The sequence below is a fragment of the Mesorhizobium sp. CC13 genome (assembly GCF_039907765.1).
GTDB lineage: Bacteria > Pseudomonadota > Alphaproteobacteria > Rhizobiales > Rhizobiaceae > Aminobacter.
Genome location: NZ_JARDJI010000006.1, coordinates 238,979 through 255,758, shown reverse-complemented (window position 1 = coordinate 255,758; position 16,780 = coordinate 238,979). Strand labels below are relative to the sequence as shown.

General features: G+C 65.4%; 22 protein-coding genes. 17 read left to right on the top strand and 5 right to left on the bottom strand.

Annotated features, from left to right (window positions below):
* From PV773_RS11850 to PV773_RS11830, 5 genes are all read left to right on the top strand, one after another.
* A partial coding sequence (locus PV773_RS11850; protein ID WP_347966522.1) for a nucleoside 2-deoxyribosyltransferase occupies positions 1-458 on the top strand: 458 nt, incomplete at its 5' end.
* Complete coding sequence (locus tag PV773_RS11845; protein ID WP_347966521.1) at positions 455-1,078, top strand: 7-cyano-7-deazaguanine synthase; 624 nt, start codon at positions 455-457, stop codon at positions 1,076-1,078. The genes PV773_RS11850 and PV773_RS11845, both read left to right, overlap by 4 nt.
* Positions 1,075-1,740, top strand: a complete 666-nt coding sequence (locus tag PV773_RS11840; RefSeq protein ID WP_347966520.1) for a hypothetical protein — start codon at positions 1,075-1,077, stop codon at positions 1,738-1,740. Before PV773_RS11845 ends, PV773_RS11840 begins: the two co-directional genes overlap by 4 nt.
* Before the next feature lie 687 nt (positions 1,741-2,427).
* Positions 2,428-2,718 (top strand): hypothetical protein, encoded by a 291-nt coding sequence (locus tag PV773_RS11835; protein ID WP_347966519.1) that lies wholly within the window; start codon positions 2,428-2,430, stop codon positions 2,716-2,718.
* A 93-nt stretch (positions 2,719-2,811) separates the two neighbouring features.
* The gene (locus PV773_RS11830) at positions 2,812-3,612 is read left to right on the top strand and encodes a class I SAM-dependent methyltransferase (RefSeq protein WP_347966518.1); all 801 of its coding nucleotides are present in this window, start codon (positions 2,812-2,814) and stop codon (positions 3,610-3,612) included.
* Positions 3,613-3,633: 21 nt separating this feature from the next.
* Here PV773_RS11830 and PV773_RS11825 read toward each other — a convergent pair whose 3' ends face one another.
* The gene (locus PV773_RS11825; protein ID WP_347966517.1) at positions 3,634-4,644 is read right to left on the bottom strand and encodes an NAD(P)H-quinone oxidoreductase; all 1,011 of its coding nucleotides are present in this window, start codon (positions 4,642-4,644) and stop codon (positions 3,634-3,636) included.
* A 114-nt stretch (positions 4,645-4,758) separates the two neighbouring features.
* On the opposite strand from PV773_RS11825, the gene PV773_RS11820 reads away from it, so the two are divergent.
* The 3 genes from PV773_RS11820 to PV773_RS11810 all read left to right on the top strand — a co-directional run bounded on the left by PV773_RS11820 (position 4,759) and on the right by PV773_RS11810 (position 6,635).
* Complete coding sequence (locus tag PV773_RS11820; RefSeq protein ID WP_347966516.1) at positions 4,759-4,950, top strand: DUF1192 domain-containing protein; 192 nt, start codon at positions 4,759-4,761, stop codon at positions 4,948-4,950.
* A 78-nt stretch (positions 4,951-5,028) separates the two neighbouring features.
* On the top strand, positions 5,029-6,276 hold the full coding sequence (locus PV773_RS11815) for an MFS transporter (RefSeq protein ID WP_347966515.1): 1,248 nt from the start codon (positions 5,029-5,031) through the stop codon (positions 6,274-6,276).
* A 95-nt stretch (positions 6,277-6,371) separates the two neighbouring features.
* Positions 6,372-6,635: a metalloregulator ArsR/SmtB family transcription factor gene (locus PV773_RS11810; RefSeq protein WP_340037855.1), complete on the top strand. Its 264-nt coding sequence runs from the start codon at positions 6,372-6,374 to the stop codon at positions 6,633-6,635.
* Positions 6,636-6,886: 251 nt separating this feature from the next.
* Here PV773_RS11810 and PV773_RS11805 read toward each other — a convergent pair whose 3' ends face one another.
* Positions 6,887-7,066 (bottom strand): YdcH family protein, encoded by a 180-nt coding sequence (locus tag PV773_RS11805; protein ID WP_340037856.1) that lies wholly within the window; start codon positions 7,064-7,066, stop codon positions 6,887-6,889.
* A gap of 237 nt (positions 7,067-7,303) precedes the next feature.
* Here PV773_RS11805 and PV773_RS11800 point away from each other — a divergent pair, with 237 nt between their 5' ends.
* From PV773_RS11800 to PV773_RS11775, 6 genes are all read left to right on the top strand, one after another.
* Positions 7,304-7,507, top strand: coding sequence for a DUF465 domain-containing protein (locus PV773_RS11800; RefSeq protein WP_340037857.1), 204 nt, complete (start codon positions 7,304-7,306; stop codon positions 7,505-7,507).
* Positions 7,508-7,623: 116 nt separating this feature from the next.
* The gene (gene purE, locus PV773_RS11795) at positions 7,624-8,088 is read left to right on the top strand and encodes a 5-(carboxyamino)imidazole ribonucleotide mutase (protein ID WP_347966530.1); all 465 of its coding nucleotides are present in this window, start codon (positions 7,624-7,626) and stop codon (positions 8,086-8,088) included.
* Positions 8,085-9,170 carry a 5-(carboxyamino)imidazole ribonucleotide synthase gene (locus PV773_RS11790; RefSeq protein WP_347966514.1) on the top strand — a complete coding sequence of 362 codons (1,086 nt, stop codon included), beginning with the start codon at positions 8,085-8,087 and terminating at the stop codon, positions 9,168-9,170. The genes purE and PV773_RS11790 overlap by 4 nt, the downstream gene beginning before the upstream one ends.
* Positions 9,171-9,349: 179 nt before the next feature.
* On the top strand, positions 9,350-9,475 hold the full coding sequence (ykgO, locus tag PV773_RS11785) for a type B 50S ribosomal protein L36 (RefSeq protein WP_018429929.1): 126 nt from the start codon (positions 9,350-9,352) through the stop codon (positions 9,473-9,475).
* A gap of 79 nt (positions 9,476-9,554) precedes the next feature.
* The gene (locus PV773_RS11780) at positions 9,555-10,136 is read left to right on the top strand and encodes a hypothetical protein (protein WP_347966513.1); all 582 of its coding nucleotides are present in this window, start codon (positions 9,555-9,557) and stop codon (positions 10,134-10,136) included.
* A gap of 167 nt (positions 10,137-10,303) precedes the next feature.
* The gene (locus PV773_RS11775) at positions 10,304-11,365 is read left to right on the top strand and encodes an alpha/beta hydrolase (protein ID WP_347966512.1); all 1,062 of its coding nucleotides are present in this window, start codon (positions 10,304-10,306) and stop codon (positions 11,363-11,365) included.
* A gap of 80 nt (positions 11,366-11,445) precedes the next feature.
* Here PV773_RS11775 and pyk read toward each other — a convergent pair whose 3' ends face one another.
* On the bottom strand, positions 11,446-12,882 hold the full coding sequence (gene pyk / locus PV773_RS11770) for a pyruvate kinase (RefSeq protein WP_347966511.1): 1,437 nt from the start codon (positions 12,880-12,882) through the stop codon (positions 11,446-11,448).
* Positions 12,879-13,343, bottom strand: coding sequence for a DUF1036 domain-containing protein (locus PV773_RS11765; protein WP_347966529.1), 465 nt, complete (start codon positions 13,341-13,343; stop codon positions 12,879-12,881). The genes pyk and PV773_RS11765 overlap by 4 nt, the downstream gene beginning before the upstream one ends.
* A gap of 267 nt (positions 13,344-13,610) precedes the next feature.
* Here PV773_RS11765 and PV773_RS11760 point away from each other — a divergent pair, with 267 nt between their 5' ends.
* The 3 genes from PV773_RS11760 (at position 13,611) to PV773_RS11750 (ending at position 15,128) form a co-directional block, all read left to right on the top strand.
* Positions 13,611-14,408, top strand: a complete 798-nt coding sequence (locus PV773_RS11760) for an N-formylglutamate amidohydrolase (protein ID WP_347966510.1) — start codon at positions 13,611-13,613, stop codon at positions 14,406-14,408.
* Positions 14,409-14,419: 11 nt separating this feature from the next.
* Positions 14,420-14,728 carry a DUF1244 domain-containing protein gene (locus PV773_RS11755; RefSeq protein ID WP_347966509.1) on the top strand — a complete coding sequence of 103 codons (309 nt, stop codon included), beginning with the start codon at positions 14,420-14,422 and terminating at the stop codon, positions 14,726-14,728.
* Positions 14,729-14,867: 139 nt separating this feature from the next.
* The gene (locus PV773_RS11750) at positions 14,868-15,128 is read left to right on the top strand and encodes a DUF2312 domain-containing protein (protein ID WP_347966508.1); all 261 of its coding nucleotides are present in this window, start codon (positions 14,868-14,870) and stop codon (positions 15,126-15,128) included.
* Between the two features lie 81 nt (positions 15,129-15,209).
* Here PV773_RS11750 and PV773_RS11745 read toward each other — a convergent pair whose 3' ends face one another.
* Complete coding sequence (locus tag PV773_RS11745; protein ID WP_347966507.1) at positions 15,210-16,673, bottom strand: aminotransferase class V-fold PLP-dependent enzyme; 1,464 nt, start codon at positions 16,671-16,673, stop codon at positions 15,210-15,212.
* Between the last annotated feature and the right edge of the window lie 107 nt (positions 16,674-16,780).

Genomic DNA, 16,780 nt, shown 5'->3' with positions numbered 1-16,780 from the left:
TCGGTCCACATCCGCGCCCTGAATCACGCTTCACGCCCGGTGGGAACCCCTCAAATCCGATTTTCCAAACAGCCTCTTATGTCGTCAAGCCAGAAGTCGATGCAGCTGTGTCAGCACTGGAATATCACAATTTCGTCGTGCGAAGGCCCGTTCAGGAAAATGGCGAAGCCGAAAGTGGATCTACGCACCAAGCTCTGCGGGATTTCTACCACAAGGATGTGGAGTTACTAAAATGTTGCTCATTAGTGCTCGCAGTCCCGCTGTTCCGAGACCCCGGAACCTTGGTGGAAGTGGGAATGGCCATTGCGATGGGCAAACCAGTAATAACATTTGACCCCCGCAAGGAAAATGGCAACACGATGGTGATATGTGGAAGCAATGTCTACTCAGAAGATTTAGACAATTGCCTGAATGGTGTTTTTGCTTGCCTGTCGAACATTCGGAAGACACACTCATGACGACGGTAATGCTGATGGCTTCCGGCGGTTTGGATTCCACCACCGTGGCCTATCAACTTGCCGCTCGCGGTCTCAAGATCAAGCCACTGTTTTTTGACTATGGGCAACATTGTGTAGAGACTGAGTGGCGTCGCGTGAACGAGGTATTGCCATCTGGTACAGAACAGCCCGAGAGGAATTGTCTTTCTGATCTGTTTAGAGCGTCGCACTCCCGCTTGATTGTTGAGGCCAATCTCTGGGAAGAGGAAGTGAAAGATGACGATCTATACATCCCCTATCGAACGCTTCTTTTCTATGCAGCTGCTGCCGCCCGCGCTCAAACGTTAGGAATAATGGAGGTCTATACCGGCTTCATAAACAGCAATCACGCCAAAGAAATCGATTGTACCGCCGACTTCATGAACAAGCTCGACGGCCTTTCTGAAGCAGTTGGACCGGTTCGATTTGTATCCCCCTTTAGATATTCATCGAAGACCGATGTGGCACAGGAAGCCCTGCGCTTGGGTGTCCCAATTGGGCGGACGTTTTCCTGCCAAGCCGCCAGCCAATTGCCGTGTGGAGCTTGCCCTAACTGTGTAGAACGGCTAGTCGCACTACGAAAGGCAGGACTGATGACATGAGAGCGCGACCGGCGGGCAGCGATCCGATAGAGATTCTTGTTGCCGCAAGAAAGATAGCGGATTTTGCTAGCGCGGAGGGTGTGTCCGCTCATTCTCATAGTGTTCGAGCATACTATGACCACCTCGGAGCCGTTTTGGCCGATGCGGTACTTCAAGCGGGCCTGAATTACGCCTCGGTTGTTCGTCCGCGTGTAAATCGCATTCTCGTGCACTACCCGCATGCAGCTACTTCGGATGCTTTGGTAGAAATCATAAGGACGGGCTGCACTACAGATTTCTTGGATTGGAAGCATCCGGTAAAGGCTGCGCGTTTCGAACGGATAGTCATCTCAGTCTGCAACGCCGGCATCAAAGACGTTGATGGATTGCGGGTCTGGCTTCGGGATGACGATTTTTGTGACCATCTCCAAGAATTGCACGGCATTGGTCCCAAGACGGTTGACTATATGGCATGCCTGATCGGGATCGAATCCATTGCAGTTGATCGACATATCAGGACTTTCGCGAAGCGCGTTGGCATCGACGTCACAGATTACCACTATCTTAAAAAGGCGTTCTGCTTCGCAGCAGACTTACTGTCGGTCTCACGTCGAGAGTTCGATGCGTGGATTTGGCGTCGCGAATCCAAGCCACAATCGCGCCAGCTTAGCCTAGCTTTCTGATGCTCCTAATCTCGTCCGTGTTTGGTCACCGCGAACAGCGGCCGGCAGGAAGCTGCCCTGCTACGGACACGGCAGCTGACCCTCGCACTGGCCAAGGCCACGAGCCGCAGAGCTATCGCAACCGTCGACTTCTCACCGCCAGGTAGCACCCCGTCAGGACGTGGATAGCCTTTTCTTGAAAACACCCCGAGGCAGCGCGCCCCGGCCAAGCCATCTCCTTGAAATTGCTGCATTGCTCCGCCCCCGCCCGGCAACACCCCCGTTGGTCGAAAAATTTTCTTTTCCACGCCCCTTCGCACCTCACGGATAATCCCCGCATCGCCCTCGCGGGAACCCGGGTCATGAACCGGATGCCAGGGGAGGGCGGCGGCGTCCGGGTCGGCGGGGGAGACGGTGCCCCCGCTGGGTGATGAGCCCCCAGGCCCGGGCCTTGCGGCGGCCGCCGGTGCGAACGCATCGGGGCGACTGAGCGGGGCAAGAGCGCCGGCGGACGCATGGCCAAGCGTCACGCACTAGCATCAAAGAGACGCAAAGCCATGCGTCCGCTTTCCCGGCACGACCCGGCCTTTTTCGGCGCGGGAACGCCTTCGCGCGCCCGCGCCTTTTCGCCCCCCAAGAAAACCCATCAACCCGGCCGGCCCGCGGCCCATCAGCCACCCGGGCGGCCCGATCAGGAGCAGCAAGCCCATGACCAGGAAACGCCACCCCGAAGAACCCATCCCCGACATCGAGATCGGCGGGAGCCCCGCTCCGCTCAGCCTGCACAACGCGATTGCGCTGGCCCTGTCGATCGCCGCCACCCAGGACGGCGCGCACCAGAACTGCCCGCGGCGCGAATGCCGCAGCTTTGGGCGCTGCCGCGCCTCGCCGACCCTGGGCCGCTCGCGCCTCTGCGGCATGCCGTTCAGCCGGGAGGCCGAGCGCCGCGTCGTCGGCATGCTGATGTTCGCGCTGCAGCTCGCCAATGGCTGGCGCTGACGCGCGGGCGCGCGACCGCCGGGGCGGCCGGCGCTGCTGCCTTGGCAACGCCCCTCCCCTCGCCTACCATGGCTCAGTGATCGGGAGGCTTCGATGACGTCAAGCTTCAACGTGCAGGACGCGGCCGGCTACGAGCAGCTGATGGGCCGCTGGAGCCGCAGGCTCGCGCCGCTGTTCATCGACTTCGCCGGCCTTGCCCATGGCGAGAAGGTGCTCGACGTCGGCTGCGGCACCGGCAGCTTGACCTTCACGCTCGCCGAGACCGCCGACCTCGCCGGGATCGCGGCCATCGATTTTTCCCCCGTCTTCGTCGCGGCGGCCGAGGCCCGCAACACCGACCCGCGTATAAAGATCAGCCAGGCGGACGCCTGCGACCTGCCCTTCGCCGATGCGAGCTTCGACCGCGCGCTCGCCTTGCTCGTGCTGCATTTCGTGCCCGAGGCCGGCAAGGCGGTGGCCGAGATGCGCCGCGTCACCCGGCCGGGCGGCGTCGTCGCGGCGACCGTCTGGGACCATCTCGGCGGCATGCCGGGCATGCGCATGGTGGTCGACACGGTGGCGGCATTGAGCGAAGGCGGCCGGCAGCTGCGCGCCCGCTACTGCTTCCAGCCGATGATGCAGCCGGGCGAGATGGCGCGGACTTTTGGCGAGCAGGGTCTTTCGAACGTCAGCGAGACCGAGCTGATGATCCGCATGGACTATGCCGGTTTCGACGACTTCTGGGCGCCGATCAGCGCCGGCGAGGGTCCGCTCGGCAAATATGTGGCAAGCCTCGGCGCCGCCGAGCGGGCGCGCACGGAGGTAGCCGTGCGCGACGCCTACGAGGCCGGCCGGCCCGACGGTCCGCGCTCCTTCGCCAACGTCGCCTGGGCCGTCCGCGGCACGGTGCCGTAGAAGTCGGCGCCCGGCGAGCGGCTAGCCGACGTCGAGCACGATCTTGCCGATGTGCTCGCCCTCTTCCATCCGCTCATGTGCCCGCCAGGCTTCCCTGAGCGGGAAGATCATGTCCATCACCGGGGCTACGCGGCGGACGGCGAGCAGCGGCCACACCTGCGCTTCGAGTGCCGCAGCGATCCCGGCCTTGAACTCGGTGGTGCGTGGCCTGAGCGTCGAGCCGGTATGGGTGAGCCGCTTGACCATCAGCCTGGAGAAGTCGGCGCTTGCCACCGCCCCGCCCTGGGTGGCGATCTGGACGATGCGCCCGTCGACCGCCGCCGCGTGGTAGTTGCGCCCGACATAGTCGCCGCCGACCATGTCGAGGATGACGTCGGCGCCCTTGCCGTCGGTGGCGTCCTTGACCGCCTGGACGAAGTCCTCGGTCTTGTAGTTGATCGCCCTGTCCGCCCCGAGCTTCAGGCAGGCGGCGCATTTTTCGTCCGAGCCGGCGGTGGTGATCACATAGGCGCCGAAGGCCGAGGCCAGCTGGATCGCGGTGGTGCCGATGCCCGACGTGCCGCCATGTACCAAAAGCGTTTCGCCGGCCTTCAGCGCCCCGCGCTCGAACACGTTGTGCCAGACCGTGAAGAAGGTCTCGGGCAGCGCCGCGGCCTCCGTGAAGGTGAAGCCCGCCGGTATCGGCAGCGCGTTGGTTTCGTGCACCCTGGCGTATTCGGCATAGCCGCCTCCCGGCGTCAGCGCGCAGACCTGGTCGCCCAGGCGCCAGCGCGAAACGCCCGCGCCGAGTGCCGCCACCTCGCCCGACACTTCGAGCCCCGGCAGGTCGGAGGCGCCGGGCGGCGCGGGGTAGGCGCCCTTGCGCTGCAGCACGTCCGGCCGGTTGACGCCTGCCGCGTGCACCCTGATCAGGATCTCGCCGGCGCCCGCCTCCGGCAGGTCGCGCTTTTCCGCCTTGAGCACCCTCGGCCCGCCGGGCTGGGTGATCGCCACCGCAAGCATCTTCTCCGGAAGTCTGGCAGCGTTGGCCATGTCTTTTTGGTCTCCGTTCCGTCCGGCGCGCGCCGGCATTTGCATGTCCTTGCCCGCACTATGTATTCTGATTGGCAAATCAGGCAAACGCCTGTCCGCGGATGGAGGCATCAGATGGCGCTCTTCGACGACGAACCCAAGAAGAAGCCCCTCGCCCACGAGATCGGCCAGGACCTGTCGCTCCTGTCCGTCGGCGAGCTCGACGACCGCATCGGCCTGCTCAAGGCCGAGATCGTCCGGCTCGAGGCGGAGCTTGCCGCCAAGGGCACGACCAAGTCGGCCGCCGAGGCGCTGTTCAAGCGCTGACACATCGCCGCCGCCGAAATGCCCTACTGGGGCTGTCTTCACGATCCGGCACAAACTGATTCTTGGTGGGACAGACCGATGCTCGCAGCCTACAGGCCGATTCTCTCGCTGCTCCGCGGCACGGCCTTTCTCCTCGCCGCCTCGGGCCTGCACGGCCTCCTGCTCCCACTTCGCGGCCAAGAGGAGGGCTTCTCCACCACGGCACTAGGCCTGATGGGCACGGCCTGGGCGGGCGGCTTCGTCGCCGGCTGCTTCTTCGCCCCGCGCGTCGTGCGCCGCGCCGGCCACGTGCGCGCCTTCGGCACCTTTGCCGCCTCCGCGGCGATCGTCGCCCTGCTCACCGGGCTGATCGTCAACGAATATGTCTGGATCCTGCTGCGCGCCTTCACCGGCTTCGTCATGGCCGGCGCCTTCATGGTGATCGAAAGCTGGCTCAACGAGCGCGCCACCAACGAGAACCGCGGCACCGTCTTCGGCCTCTACATGATGGTGACCTATGCCTCGATCATGGCCGGCCAGATGATGGTCGCCGGCGGCGACGTCAAAAGCGCGTCGCTGTTCATGGTCACCGGCATCCTGTTCTGCCTGTCGCTGATCCCGACGGCGGTGTCGAGCGCGGCGCACCCCAAGCCGTTGCAGGACGTGTCGCTCGACCTCAAGGGGCTCTACGCCAACTCGCCGGTCGCCTCGGTCGCCTGCTTCCTCATCGGCGTGGCGAACGGCGACTGGGGCACGCTGGGCGCGGTCTATGGCGCCCGCATCGGCATCTCGACGCCCCAGATCGCGCTGATGATGAGCCTGGTGGTGGTTGCCGGTGCGGCGCTGCAGATCCCGGTCGGCAAGATCTCCGACCGCACCGACCGCCGCTACGTGCTGATCGGCGCCTCGCTCGCCTCGGCCGTCGCCGCCACGCTCATCTTCCTCGTCGCCCCACGATCCGGCACGTTCGTGATCTTCATGACCGCCTGCTACGGCGCCTTCGCCTACACGCTCTATTCGCTGGCGGTGGCGCATGCCAACGACCACGCCAAGCCGGAGGATTTCGTCAAGGTTTCCGGTGGCCTGCTGCTGCTCTACGGCTTCGGCACCATGGTCGGGCCGATGCTCGGCGCAGGCCTGATGGACATGATGCGACCGGAGGCCCTGTTCCTGGCCACCGCGGCCGCGCATTTCGCGCTCGCCGGCTACACCGCGCTGCGCATCCGCCGCCGCGCCCCGGTGCCGATCGAGGAGCGCGAAGCCTTCAAGACGCTGCCCGCCGACCGTTCGGCGACGCCCGAATCGCTGCGCCTCGATCCGCGGCAGAAACCCGAACTGCAGGACTGACGGCCTGTTGCCACGGGCGGGCCGCGGTTCGGCGAACATACATCCTCTTGCGACTCTCGGTTGAGGTTTCCGGCGTGTTGCGGCACAAAGGATGGATGACTGCCCACGACACGTTTCTGGCAATCGCCGACGCCAACCGACGCCGCCTGCTCGAGGAATTGCGCCGCGGTCCGAAGACGGTGACGCAGCTTGCCGAGGGATTGCCGGTTTCCCGACCAGCCGTATCGCAGCATCTCAAGGTGCTGCTCGATGCGGGGCTGGTCAGCGCCCGTGCCGAAGGCACCAAGCGGTTCTATGCGGTCAGCAACAGCGGCTTCCGCAAGCTCAACCTCTGGCTGGATCAGTTCTGGGAAGGTTAGAGTACTTCCGCATTTCTTCGAAGCGCGAAGACGCTCCATCTCGTTGTTGCGGCGCAATTCCGGACAGAAAGCCGCTGCGCACTTTTCCTGGAATTGCTCCAGCAAGCGGTTCGCCCGGCTCCGGCCCTCACCGGCCTAGTTTGGAATTGACGGATTCATGCCCAGACAAATTCGGCGGCAATGCGTGACTGCCGCCGTTATCCGGGGCCGCATCAGCCGATGCAGCCCCTGAAAAGACCGACGTCCTGACCTCAGTGTTGGGTCGGCGACCCTTTCAGTTTCTCAATCTCGTCCTTGAGCGCCAGCTTGCGACGCTTCAGCGCGACGAGTTGCAGGTCGTCGACGGAAGGATGGTTCATCGCTTCGTCCAGCTGACGTTCGATGTCGCCATGTTTCCGCTGAAGCTCTTCAAGATGGGATGCAAGAGACATGATTGGATCTCCCTTTCATGGATTCATGATTGCACCGCACACGAGCGTGCCCACCGCAGACAGCGCTCTGTGACGGAACCGTGACAGTCTGCCACCCCCTTTGGGAGATGTCGAATATGATGTGGTAGCATTTCCTGACAGCCCGAAATGTGATAAGGGCTTCGCGCCGGTGACAAGAGTTTCCGGCCCCCGCCTTTGGAGCGCCCGGGTGCGCCAGTGAGTTTGCAGACGGTAGACATGTCGGAACAGGAACAGGCCGAGATTCGTCTCGAGTTTGCACGCTTGAAGCAAGAACATGCCGATTTCGATGTCGCGATCAACGCGATGATCGCGACCGGCTGCGATCCGCTCCAGATCCAGCGCATGAAGAAGAAGAAGCTGGTCCTCAAGGACAAGATCGCCCAGATCGAGGACCGCATCATTCCCGACATCATAGCCTGAGAATCGGCACCGCGCCGGCGCGGCTTTGTTGCGATCCGTCTGCAATTCCGCTAAGCGCAGCCTGTCAAACAGAGGTGCCGCGCGTGAGCAAGGACAGGGTCGACGTCGCCATCATCATGGGCAGCCAGTCCGACTGGGCGACCATGCGCCATGCCGCCGAACTGCTCGAGGTCCTCGGCATCTCGCACGAGGCGCGGATCGTCTCTGCCCATCGCACCCCCGACCGCCTCTACGAGTTCGCCAGGGGCGCCAAGGCTGCCGGCTTCCGCGTCATCATCGCCGGCGCCGGCGGAGCCGCCCATTTGCCGGGCATGACCGCCGCCATGACCTCGCTGCCGGTGTTCGGCGTGCCGGTCGAATCCAAGGCGCTGTCGGGACAGGATTCGCTGCTTTCCATCGTCCAGATGCCAGCGGGCATTCCCGTCGGCACCCTTGCCATCGGCAAGGCGGGCGCGGCCAATGCGGCGCTGCTGGCCGCGGCCGTGCTGGCGCTGTCGGACGACGCCCTCGCCCAACGGCTCGAAGAGTGGCGCGCCGCCCAGACCGCCCGGGTCGCCGAACGGCCGACGGACGAAGCGTGACGGCCCCCCTCCCCCTCGGCGCGACCATCGGCATCGTCGGCGGCGGCCAGCTCGGCCGGATGCTCGCCATGGCCGCCGCCCGCCTGGGCTACAGGACCATCGTGCTCGAACCCCAGGCCGACTGCCCCGCCGCGCAGGTCGCCAATCGCCAGATCGCCGCCGCCTATGACGATCCCGCGGCCCTCGACGAACTCGCCGGCGCAAGCGCCGTCGTGACCTATGAGTTCGAGAACGTGCCGGTCGTGGCCGCCGAGCATCTTTCGCGCAGCGCACCGGTCCATCCGCCGGCGCGCGCGCTGGAGGTCTCGCAGGACAGACTGTCGGAAAAGACCTTCCTCAACAGCATCGGGATATCCACAGCCGGCTTCCGCCCTGTGGAAAACGACCAGGACCTCGCCGACGCCCTCCATGCCTTCGGCGGCAGCGGCATCCTCAAGACCCGCCGCATGGGTTACGACGGCAAGGGCCAGATGGTCTTCCGCAACATGACGACGGGCGGCTTCGACGGCACCTGCGCCTCGCTCGGCAACGTGCCGCTGATCCTCGAATCCTTCGTCGCCTTCGAGCGCGAGATGTCGGTGATCGCGGCGCGCGGCATCGACGGCAGCGTGGCGGTCTTCGACGCCGCCGAGAACGTCCACAAAAACGGCATCCTGCACACCTCGACCGTGCCTGCCGCGATCGGTCCGGAGACCGCCGAAGCGGCGCGCGACGCTGCCCGGCGCATCCTCTCGGCACTCGATTATGTCGGCGTCATCGGCATCGAATTCTTCGTCCTGCCCGACGGCTCGCTGCTTGCCAACGAAATGGCGCCGCGCGTGCACAATTCCGGCCATTGGACGGAAGCGGCCTGCACGGTCTCGCAGTTCGAACAGCACGTCCGCGCGGTCGCGGGCCTGCCGCTGGGCGACGCCAACCGCCATTCCGACTGCGTGATGGAAAACCTCGTCGGCGACGACATCGACCGGGTGCCGTCGCTGCTCGCCGAGCCCGACGTCGCGGTCCATCTCTACGGCAAGGCCGAGGCCCGCCCCGGCCGCAAGATGGGCCATTTCACCCGCATTTCGCCCATCCGGCGATGACGAGCCGGCTAGCCGACTGCAGCGCCGCAAATGCGCTGCAGGAAAGGGCTACGGAATGCCACGCCCGCGGTTGACTGGCCGCGACTCCTCGTCTATGAGCCAGACACACAATTTGGGCGCGCTGTTTGGCGCGCTTTTGTTTCGGCCCGACTGATGGGCCCCATCGACGGGTCAGTGACATGAAGATCAAGAATTCGCTCAAAGCGCTCAAGGGCCGCCACCGTGACTGCCAGCTGGTTCGTCGCAAGGGCCGCATCTACATCATCAACAAGACCGCCCCGCGCTACAAGGCTCGCCAGGGCTGATGTAGGCCCGGCCGCCTGCGGCCGGCGCATCACGGCAATTTCAGTTTGACGTTCCCATGCGGGGGTCTAGAATTTCCGCATGCGGAACGTTTTTGCCATTTTTGCCCTGGTGCTAACAGCCAGCCTGTCGCCCGGGGCGCTATTGGCCGAAACGCCAAGCAGCGCAGCGGTGGCCAAGGCGGAAAACCCGCTGCAGGTCCTGTTTTCCGAGCTGAAGCGGGAGCGCAACGAAAAGGCCGCCGAGCGCATTGCCAGCCGCATCTGGGATGAGTGGAACAAGTCCGGCAGCTCTTCCGTCGACCTGATGATGCTGTGGTCGCAACAGGCCATAGAAGCCAAGAAATACGACGTCGCGCTCGATTTCCTCGACCAGATCGTCACGCTCGACCCCAGCTATGCCGAAGGCTGGAACCGCCGCGCCACCGTGCACTTCCTGATGCAGAATTATCGCAAGTCGATGTCCGACATCGAGCACACGCTCGAACTCGAGCCCCGGCATTTCGGCGCGCTGTCGGGCATGGCCCAGATCATGACGGCGACCGGGCGCGACGAACTGGCGCTCAAGGCCTGGCAGCGCGTGCTCGACATCTACCCGATGCTGCGCAACGCCCAGAACGAGGTGTCGCGGCTGTCGGAAGAGCTGGCCGGCGAAGGAATTTGATAGGGGAGTAGGGGAGTAGGGGAGTAGGGCAGATACGGCAGAATGACCTTGTCTGCTGCCATCTTGCCCTGCTGCCCCATTTCCCTACTCCCCTACTCCCCTACTCCCCTACTCCCTTACTGCCGTACTCCCCCACTTCCCAGCCTCTCCTCCCTCCCACGAGCCGCATGAACATTCTCACCGCGATCCTGGTCCTGCTGCTTGCGCTGGTGCTGGCGCTTGCGGGCGCAACCCGTGTGGCATCGAGGCTGATCGAGCGACGCAACCCGCCGACGGGCAGCTTCGTCGACATCGCCGGCGCCGGGATCCACTACGTGCACGTGCCCGCACCGCCCGGCGGCGACCTGCCGGCACTTGTGTTCATCCACGGTGCGAGTGCCAATCTGAAGGACCAGATGCTGCCGCTGAGGCCACGGTTCGAAGGCCGCGCCGAGATGCTGTTCTTCGACCGGCCGGGCCACGGCTGGTCGGGCCGCGGGCGGGGCGACAACGAGGACCCGACGGAGCAGTCGGCCACCATCGCGGCCCTGATGGACAGGCTCGGCATCGAGGAGGCGATCATCGTCGGCCATTCGTTCGGCGGCGCGGTGGCCGCGACGTTTGCGCTCGAACATCCCGGGAAGACGCGTGGCCTGCTGTTCCTGTCGGCGGCGACGCATCCCTGGCCGGGCGGCGGCACCTCCTGGTATTACAGCTTGAGCGCCATGCCGGTGATCGGCCGCATCTTCGCGGAAACGATCGCCAACCCGGCAGGGCTGATGCGCATCGGTGCCGCGACCACGTGCGTCTTCTCGCCCAACCAGGTGCCGCAAGCCTATGTCGACGACGCCTCGATCAAACTGGTGCTGCGACCGCAGGCGTTCCTGGCGAATGCGATCGATGTCGAAGGGCTGTACCGGCACGTGCTCGCGGCAGCGCCGCGCTATCGCGGCATCGGCGTGCCGACGGTGGTGATCTCGGGCGACGAGGACACGGTCGTCTACGAGGAGATCCATTCCGTCGGGCTCGCACGCGACATTGCGGACGCCGAGATGGTCTGGGTCAGGAACCTCGGCCACAAGCCGGACTGGGTGGCGCCGGAGCTGGTCGTGGCGGCCGTCGAAAAACTCGCCGGCCAGCCGCGTGACCTGCAGGCGACGGCCCGCGCCGTCGAGGCGCGGATTGCCGGCGACGTGCATGCGGCAGGGTGCGTGAACGAGAAGGCCGCGGGAGTGAGTAGCGAATGGTGAGTAGAGAGTAGTCGGGCGTGCCTGCCTGGAACGGCAGGGGTCTCTATTCCCTACTCACTACTTCGCTATTCCCTATTCGCTCACCTGCTTCCCTTGCCGCCCGGCCCGACATAGGCGATGCGCAGCATGTTGGTGGAGCCGGGCGTCCTCAGCGGCACGCCGGCCGTGATGATGATCCGGTCGCCGGCGCCGGCAAAGCCTTCGTTGAACGCGACGTTGCAGGCGCGATCGACCATGTCGTCGAGATCCACGGCGTCGGGCGAGACGACGCAGTGCGTGCCCCACAGGAGCGACAGGCGGCGCGCCGTGTCGACGATCGGCGACAGCGCGATGATCGGCACCTGCGGCCGCTCGCGCGCCGCGCGCAGGCCGGTGGTGCCCGAAGCGGTGTAGGTGACGATCGCCGACAGCTTCAGCGTCTCGGCGATTTCACGCGCGGCGAGCGAAATGGCGTCGGCGCCGGTCGGCTCCGGCTGCGAGCGCTGGGCGTTGATGATGCCCGGATAGGTCGGGTCCTTCTCGACCTGCTGGGCGATGCGGTCCATGGTCGCCACCGACTCGACCGGGTATTGCCCGGCGGCGGATTCGGCCGACAGCATGATGGCGTCCGCACCTTCGAACACGGCGGTCGCCACGTCGGAGACCTCGGCGCGGGTCGGCACCGGTGCGGTGATCATCGATTCCAGCATCTGGGTGGCGACGACCACCGGTTTGCCGGCGCGGCGGGCGGCGCGGGTGATCTGCTTCTGGATACCGGGAACCGCCTCGATCGGCATCTCGACGCCGAGGTCGCCGCGGGCGACCATCAGGGCATCGGACAGGTCGATGATCTCGGCGAGCCGGGCGACCGCCTGCGGCTTCTCGATCTTGGAGAGCAACAGCGCGCGCCCTTGCGCGATCTTGCGGGCCTCGGCCAGGTCCTCGGGGCGCTGGATGAACGACAGCGCCACCCAGTCGACGCCGGTTTCGAGCACCGCGTCGAGGTCCTTGCGGTCCTTTTCGGTCAGCGCGCCGACCGGCAGGTCGGTGTCGGGCAGGCTGACGCCCTTCTTGTCGGAAATCCTGGTGCCGGCGACGACGGTGCAGACGATCGACCTGCCGTCGGCCTTGGTTGCCTTGAGTTCGAGCTTGCCGTCGTCGATCAGCAGGCGATGGCCGGCCTGCACCGACTTGAGGATCTCGGGATGCGGCAGGTGCACGCGGCTCGACGTTCCGAACTCGGGATTGTCGTCGAGGGTGAAGGTCTGGCCGACGGTCAGCTCTTCCTTGCCGTTGGCGAACTTGCCGACGCGGAGCTTGGGCCCCTGCAGGTCGGCGAGGATGCCGATCGGCCGGCCCACGTCGCCCTCGACCTTGCGGATGCGGCCGACGAGCGTGCGCATCGAATCATGGTCGGTATGGCTCATGTTGATGCGGAAGACGTCGGCTCCCGCCTCGAAGAGCCTTCGGATCATCGCCTCGTCGGAGGAGGCGGGGCCGAGTGTTGCGAGTATCTTGACCTTGCGGCTGCGTCTCATTGACCGTTCGTTCCCGAGGCGGCTGTGGCGCCGCCCGTTGCGGGTTCGTCGGTGAGCTGGACCATCCAGTTCGCCTGCTCGCCCGTATCGTATTCCTGGAAGCCGGCGCGCTGGAAACCGCGCGCCACGCAGTCGGTCACGCCGGCAATCTTGAACTCTTTCTCGGCCACGCACATGGTGATCGGACCGTCCCAGCGGCCGCCGCGCTCGGCATCTTCTGCATAGAGATAGTAAAACCTCGATGACAGCGGCCCTTCGATCAGCGTCTTGCAGGTCGAGCCTTCGATGTGCCACCAGCCCTCGGTGATCCAGCCGGTCTTGGCGCGGTAGCCGATGCCGACGCCGACGAGGTTCTGCGTCGCGTTGCAGACGCGGAAATCGGCGCTGGCCGGCGTCGCGGCGACGGCGGCAATGAGCGGGACAGCGAGAAACAGGGAGAGCGCTGCGACGGTTGAGCGCAGGCGCGGCCCCCCGACGTATCCCATCCCGATGCCCCTCTTCGACGTGTTCTGCATATTAGGTGCCCCTTTTCGGCAATGTCCGGGCGCATGTCAACGCGCGGCAATGAGCTTATCCAATCGATTTAGATGAGCGCGTCCCGCGTGATTTGCCGCCCCATCTGGCATATTCGAAAAAAGGTTGGCAAAACAACGGCGTTAGCACATATCCCCACCGCAGCGCCGGTCGCGCCGGCGCCCGCGGGACCGCCCAAGGACAAATTGCCGCCGATGACGCGAACAGCCCTTTTTGCCCCTTTCGACATCGTCGAAGGCGACCGCCGCCAAGGCCTCGTGCTGATTTGCGACCATGCCCGCCGCGACCTTCCGCAGGAATATGGCGATCTCGGTCTCCCGCCGGAGGAATTCGACCGCCACATCGCCTACGACATCGGCGCCGAACAGGTGACGCGCAGGCTGGCGGCGCTGCTCGGCGTGCCGGCGGTGCTGGCCAATTTCTCGCGGCTCTTGATCGACCCCAATCGCGGCGAGGACGACCCCACCCTGATCCGCCAGCTCTATGACGGCTCGGTCATTCCGGGCAATTACCCGATGTCGGACGAGGAGCGCGAACGGCGCCTCGACAATTTCTACCGTCCCTACCACGACGCCGTCGGCGCCATGGTCGCCTCGGTGCACCAGAGCACCGGCACCGCGCCGTTCCTCTTGTCGATCCACTCCTTCACGCCGGTGATGCAGGGCCGCGCCAGGCCGTGGCATGCGGGCGTGCTCTGGGACATGGACCACCGCGCCGCCTGGCCGCTGATCGAGATGCTGGCGGAAGACCCTGCCCTGGTGGTCGGCGACAACGAGCCCTATGACGGCGCGCTGCGCGGCGACACCATGTTCCGCCACGCCATCGTCAACGGCTTCGCCCATGCCCTGATCGAGATCCGCCAGGACCTGATCGGCGACGAGGCCGGCGCCGCCGCCTGGGCCGGGCGGCTGGAACCCATCGTTGACGCCATCAACCGGCGGCCCGATATACACGAGGTCAGGCAATTCGGCTCGCGCACCGGGCCGCTGTGAAGGAGGACAGGATGGTCGATCTCACCGAGGCGCAGAAGCGCGACTTCGAGGCAGCCGCCTTCCGCCGTCTGCTCGAACATCTGAGCGAGCGCTCGGACGTCCAGAACATCGACCTGATGAACCTCGCCGGCTTCTGCCGCAACTGCCTGTCCAACTGGTATCGCGATGCCGCCGGCGCGGCCGGCGTCGAGCTTTCCAAGGAAGCGTCGCGCGAGATCGTCTATGGCATGCCCTATGCCGAATGGCAGGCGAAGCACCAGCGCGAGGCGACCGACGCCCAGAAGGCAGCCTTCGAGGCCAACCGCCCGAAGGACCACTGAACCACCGATTCCGCCGCGATGTGTCGGTTGCGCCACGGCTTGCCCTTGACCCTCCACGCATCATCAGGCATCGAACCCGCCGAAATTCCGTGGCGCACGACTCAGCGCCTTTCCCAGTCACAAGTTCGCGGAGTGCCCCATGGCCGACGAAATCACCGAGACCAGCCAGACTGTTGCCGCCGGCCAGCTGCGCGCCTTCATCGAGCGCATCGAGCGCCTCGAGGAAGAGAAGAAGACCATCGCCGACGACATCAAGGACGTCTATGCCGAGGCCAAGGGCACCGGCTTCGACACCAAGGCGATCCGCACGCTGATCCGCCTGCGCAAGCAGGACCAGAACGAGCGAGCGGAAGAAGAATCGATCCTCGACCTCTACAAGGCCGCCCTCGGCATGGCCTGAGGCCGCCGGTTCCTTTCGGAATGCAAAACGCCGGCAGCAATGCCGGCGTTTTTCGTTGTGGGTGGTCCTGCCAAGTTGCCGCTAAACCGCCATGGCCATTTCGACGCTGCGCGGGGAGAAGATGGCCCGGCCCGGATCGAGGTCGTACTGGCCTTCGTAGCGCGCGGCGTCGCCGGCGAGCTGCGCGACCGAATCAAGGATGAAGGAGATCTTGTCCTCGCTGAGCAGGACACTGAAGTTGAGCCGGGTGAAGCCGGGCTTCTTCATCTCGTCGCCGGCGAGAATCGCCGCGCGCATCCGCTGCGATTCCTCTTCGCCGATGGCGAGCAGCCGATGCACATAGGGGCCGGCGCAGGCGCAGCCGCCGCGCGCCTGGATGCCGAACCGGTCGCTCAGCATCCGGGTGACGAGCTGCTGGTGAACGTAGCCGCCCTGGCCGTTGCGCACCCGGAACGAGAAGATCGGCAACCGGCCGGGTTCGAGCGAGCCCAGCAGTTCCAGCCGATCCACGCCCTGCCAGGCCGCGACCGCGCGGCGGGTAAGCTCGGCGTTGCGCGCCTGCATGGCGTCGACACCGATCGCCTCCTTGACCAGGAAGGCCAGCGCGGCGCGGATGTCGCCGACGACGTTGGGCGTGCCCGCCTCCTCGCGCGTTTCGAGGCTGTCGCTGTAGTCGTGCGCCGTCGACGAGACGAACTTGACGGTGCCGCCGCCCGGCCAGGACGGCTTCGTGGTCGTCACCGCATCGCGGCGAACGATCAGCACGCCCGACGCTCCCGGCCCGCCGATGAACTTGTGCGGCGAGACGACGAGCGCGTCGATCTCGGCGCCTTCGGCAGGCGACATGGCGATGGGCAAATAAGGTCCGCCGCCCGCATAGTCCCACACCGCCTTGGCACCTGCGGCCTTGATCCTGCGGGTGACGCCGGCGACGTCGGTGACGATGCCGGTGACGTTGGAGGCGGCGGAAAAGGCGCAGACCTTGAGGTCGGCTTCGACCGCGAGCGCCGCATCGAGCATCGCCAGGTCGGGGCCGCCCGACGCGGCCTCGGCGATCTCGATCACCTCGGCGCCGCTTTCGCGCCAGGGCAGGATGTTCGAATGGTGCTCGTAGGGCCCGATGATGACGCGCACGCGCTTGCCCTGCGCCATCGCATCGGCGACGCCGAGCAGCTTGACCAGCCGGTTGAGGCCCGCCGTGGCACCTGAGCCGGCGAAGACGACGGCGTGTTCCCTGGTGGCCCCGCAGCAATCGGCGACGACCGCGCGCGCCTCGCGGCGCAGGCGGGTCATGAAGCCGCCGCAGTAGGAGGCCTCGGTATGGCTGTTGGCGTAGTAGGGCAGCACTTCCTCGAGGATGAAGCGCTCGATCTGCATCAGCGCCCGGCCGGAGGCGACGTAGTCGGCATAGACGAGCGTCCTGGTGCCGAACGGCCCTTCGATCCTGGCGTTCTGGCCGACCAGCCCGGCCTGCAGCGCCGATACCGTATCGCCGGCAGCAAGGCTCTCCCTGAACCCTTGCAGCAAACCGGTGGTGCCAGACATTTCGCGCGCTCCTCTTCCAAAAACCGTTCCCGACGGTATGGACGAAGAGTCTAATCGCGTTTCAGTGGAGAAACATTATCGTTTTCTCGCGACAGCGCAGGCAATTT

Bases quoted from the DNA above. Each gene is read 5' to 3' on its own strand.
- PV773_RS11815 (WP_347966515.1), top strand. From the start codon at position 5,029: ATGCTCGCAGCCTACAGGCCGATTCTCTCGCTGCTCCGCGGCACGGCC.
- PV773_RS11835 (WP_347966519.1), top strand. From the start codon at position 2,428: ATGACCAGGAAACGCCACCCCGAAGAACCCATCCCCGACATCGAGATC.
- PV773_RS11755 (WP_347966509.1), top strand. From the start codon at position 14,420: ATGGTCGATCTCACCGAGGCGCAGAAGCGCGACTTCGAGGCAGCCGCC.
- PV773_RS11840 (WP_347966520.1), top strand. From the start codon at position 1,075: ATGAGAGCGCGACCGGCGGGCAGCGATCCGATAGAGATTCTTGTTGCC.
- PV773_RS11780 (WP_347966513.1), top strand. From the start codon at position 9,555: ATGCGGAACGTTTTTGCCATTTTTGCCCTGGTGCTAACAGCCAGCCTG.
- ykgO (WP_018429929.1), top strand. From the start codon at position 9,350: ATGAAGATCAAGAATTCGCTCAAAGCGCTCAAGGGCCGCCACCGTGAC.
- PV773_RS11805 (WP_340037856.1), bottom strand. From the start codon at position 7,066: ATGTCTCTTGCATCCCATCTTGAAGAGCTTCAGCGGAAACATGGCGAC.
- PV773_RS11760 (WP_347966510.1), top strand. From the start codon at position 13,611: ATGACGCGAACAGCCCTTTTTGCCCCTTTCGACATCGTCGAAGGCGAC.
- PV773_RS11775 (WP_347966512.1), top strand. From the start codon at position 10,304: ATGAACATTCTCACCGCGATCCTGGTCCTGCTGCTTGCGCTGGTGCTG.
- PV773_RS11830 (WP_347966518.1), top strand. From the start codon at position 2,812: ATGACGTCAAGCTTCAACGTGCAGGACGCGGCCGGCTACGAGCAGCTG.
- PV773_RS11800 (WP_340037857.1), top strand. From the start codon at position 7,304: ATGTCGGAACAGGAACAGGCCGAGATTCGTCTCGAGTTTGCACGCTTG.
- PV773_RS11845 (WP_347966521.1), top strand. From the start codon at position 455: ATGACGACGGTAATGCTGATGGCTTCCGGCGGTTTGGATTCCACCACC.
- pyk (WP_347966511.1), bottom strand. From the start codon at position 12,882: ATGAGACGCAGCCGCAAGGTCAAGATACTCGCAACACTCGGCCCCGCC.
- PV773_RS11825 (WP_347966517.1), bottom strand. From the start codon at position 4,644: ATGGCCAACGCTGCCAGACTTCCGGAGAAGATGCTTGCGGTGGCGATC.
- PV773_RS11750 (WP_347966508.1), top strand. From the start codon at position 14,868: ATGGCCGACGAAATCACCGAGACCAGCCAGACTGTTGCCGCCGGCCAG.
- purE (WP_347966530.1), top strand. From the start codon at position 7,624: ATGGGCAGCCAGTCCGACTGGGCGACCATGCGCCATGCCGCCGAACTG.
- PV773_RS11810 (WP_340037855.1), top strand. From the start codon at position 6,372: ATGACTGCCCACGACACGTTTCTGGCAATCGCCGACGCCAACCGACGC.
- PV773_RS11820 (WP_347966516.1), top strand. From the start codon at position 4,759: ATGGCGCTCTTCGACGACGAACCCAAGAAGAAGCCCCTCGCCCACGAG.
- PV773_RS11745 (WP_347966507.1), bottom strand. From the start codon at position 16,673: ATGTCTGGCACCACCGGTTTGCTGCAAGGGTTCAGGGAGAGCCTTGCT.